Source organism: Peloplasma aerotolerans, assembly GCF_030012175.1.
GTDB lineage: Bacteria > Bacillota_I > Bacilli_A > Acholeplasmatales > Acholeplasmataceae > Peloplasma > Peloplasma aerotolerans.
The window spans coordinates 1-2530 of the sequence record NZ_JASCXW010000069.1 but is presented as its reverse complement, the minus strand read 5'-3'; the positions used below and the strand labels follow the sequence as shown (position 1 = coordinate 2530).

Sequence of the window (2530 nt, the reverse complement as noted above, 5' to 3'; positions counted from 1 at the left end):
TAGCTTTTACGCTATGTTCCTTTTCTTGAGAAAATCTTATTAGAAATTAATATATATTTTTATGGTTATAATATAAGTTTAGGAATTTTAGCTTTATCACCTAAAACTTGATTTAGTAAATTGAGTGTATGTTGTGATGATGGTGTAATTGTGAACTTATCTTGTGTTGTTTCAAACACCAAATAGTCAGACTTTATTTGTTCATTACTGTCTTTTGTCTTCGGACGCTTAACCTTTATTTTCACAATCTCATCGAAACCTAGTTGAAAATTTTTAGAGTTTTCTTCCAAGATTTCGGCTAATGACATCTTATCATACCTATTTGGAAGTTCATAAGTATGAGTAGCGATAATCTCAAGGCGTTCCTTAAAACTTTTCCCTTTGACTTTTTCATTTAATCTTCTTTCAGTTTCTTTTTTATCATCTTTTGTTAATAACGAGAAAATCAGCCTCTGGTTAGTCACAAAAATATTGTAAGTATCGGATGATAAAAATTTCTTTTTAACTATTTCTTTAATAACACCTACTTTTTCTTCGATCATATAAACACTCCTTTTTATTCTGCTCTAAATAATCCTATAAAACTATTCATAAGTTCATTCAATTTATCAATTCTTTCTTTAATCTCTTTAATAGCAGAAAGACTCAAACTATGAACAATTTTATTTCTTAATATTCTAGCTGTTTTAAAATTTTCATTATTTGAATTTTTATGGGTTTCTAATGAAAAATCATGTCAAGGTCATCACCTTCAAACTTATCGTTGGGGAAAACTTTCTTTAAGACTCCAACATCGATATTATTTTGTCTTTCCTTAAAGGCTATAAATTTTGCCATATTAAATTTGTTTACCCTAGAAAAAATGCATGTACTGCTATGAATTTCTAGAACACATAAGTTCCACCCTAGATGTGAAAATAATGACATGCAACTTTCCTTGCTGATTCTATTTTATCATGAACTACTTCCACCACTTAATGAATTTCATTAGAAGTGGGGGTTTCTTGGGTAAAACAGACTAATGTCTATTAGTTTATCAAGCAATCGACCATTTTTACAAGTAACATGACATTTGATAAATGGCCACTGATTCTTGGTAATGATGAAATGATTACAAAAGCTATTTTAGATCGCATCCTACATCATTCATACCTTTTTAATATATCATGCCCTTCATATAGAATAAAAGATAAACTTAAGATGAATAAAACTGAGGAATCTTAAATGCACACTTTTGAGGAATTTTATATTGACATTTATATATACTGATGACTGTTTAGTAACTCAGGATACTTCCCGTAGAGTTCATAGATGGACTTTCGTTCTAAAAGGAGTAGATTCCACATTTTTCTGACACATCCAAATGTTTTGTTAATCAGATTGATTTGTTTGGTTGTTGGTTTGAGTCTATAGACATAACCTTTCATGGTTTCATTCATCTTGTATACCCCCTTTTACATCGATAATCTATACTTATATTATATCATGTAATGATATACGAGGGTTTCTTATTTATAGATATTTTAAAGATAAAAAGTTAGTTTCATTCATCTCCCACTGAATGCTTTGAAGAGGGAGTTTTCTGAAACATATTAGATAAATGATTATGTTTGAATTTATGAAATGGACTACAATTACAATTGTATCCGTTCCGTTTTATATGCATCATTGTTTTTTTATCCTGAGTTTTACAGTTGTAGTGCTAAGATTTATCCCTTGTAGATCAAATATATATTTTAAAGCCTATTCAAGGGCTTTTTTTTATTTTTTGCTAACTCTATATTTGATTTGCTTAAGATACTTATTAAAATCTTCTCTAGTTGAAGCTGCGTAGTCAAACTTTACTCCAAATGACTTTTGTATCTTTTGATAGTCACTTCTAATTTGATCTTTTGTTTCATCATAAGTAAGTGTCTCAACCATTTCACCTTTTGTTGATGGCTTCTCTTTGAATGAGAGTAGACCGCCTATCTCATCAAGCATCACCGCTTGATCGTTCGGTAAAACACATGTACAGGCATTTAATACCTGCTTAATACGGTTAACCGATATCTCTTTGTCCTTTAACTTATATTGCAGTAGTCTTAATATTAATAATGCTGTATAACAGATTAGCATATGTCCTTCAATATGTTTTTGTGTTCTGACATATATGGGTCTTGTTTGTAAATCCGATTTTGTTATCTTAAATGATTCCTCTATTCGCCATAAATTTCCATAGACTTCTAGAATCTTTTTATAGTCGTATCCTAGTTTTGATGTAAGGATGCAGAAGAACCCATCAAACTTTTCTTCTTCAGCGATCTTATCATAATTGATAAGGTGTATTGAGTCATCACTTAATTCCCCAGTGGCTTTGATGAAATTCTTCGTTGATATATATTCTCCAGCACTGTGTTTAGATTATAGGTGAAAGTTATCGTCTAAAAAGAAAGAAAGGAGTTCATGGCTTCAAAACAGAACAGATAAAGTGTTCTGTATGTACATTTTTCTAAGGTGATTTATGTACAAAATTTAAATGTTATTGACA

At 30.0% G+C, this 2530-nt stretch carries 4 protein-coding genes; 1 reads left to right on the top strand and 3 read right to left on the bottom strand.

The annotated features are described in order from the left end of the window. Nucleotides 1-65: 65 nt before the first annotated feature. Complete coding sequence (locus tag QJ521_RS09550; protein WP_282840248.1) at nt 66-542, bottom strand: hypothetical protein; 477 nt, start codon at nt 540-542, stop codon at nt 66-68. A gap of 493 nt (nt 543-1035) precedes the next feature. Here QJ521_RS09550 and QJ521_RS09735 point away from each other — a divergent pair, with 493 nt between their 5' ends. Next, on the top strand, nt 1036-1224 hold the full coding sequence (locus tag QJ521_RS09735; protein ID WP_430757358.1) for an ATP-binding protein: 189 nt from the start codon (nt 1036-1038) through the stop codon (nt 1222-1224). A 32-nt stretch (nt 1225-1256) separates the two neighbouring features. On the opposite strand, the gene QJ521_RS09545 is transcribed toward QJ521_RS09735, so the two are convergent. Then, a complete protein-coding gene (locus tag QJ521_RS09545) occupies nt 1257-1439 on the bottom strand; it encodes a helix-turn-helix domain-containing protein (protein ID WP_282840247.1) in 183 nt (60 codons plus the stop codon). A 322-nt stretch (nt 1440-1761) separates the two neighbouring features. Continuing rightward, complete coding sequence (locus tag QJ521_RS09730) at nt 1762-2379, bottom strand: IS1634 family transposase (RefSeq protein ID WP_430757357.1); 618 nt, start codon at nt 2377-2379, stop codon at nt 1762-1764. Between the last annotated feature and the right edge of the window lie 151 nt (nt 2380-2530).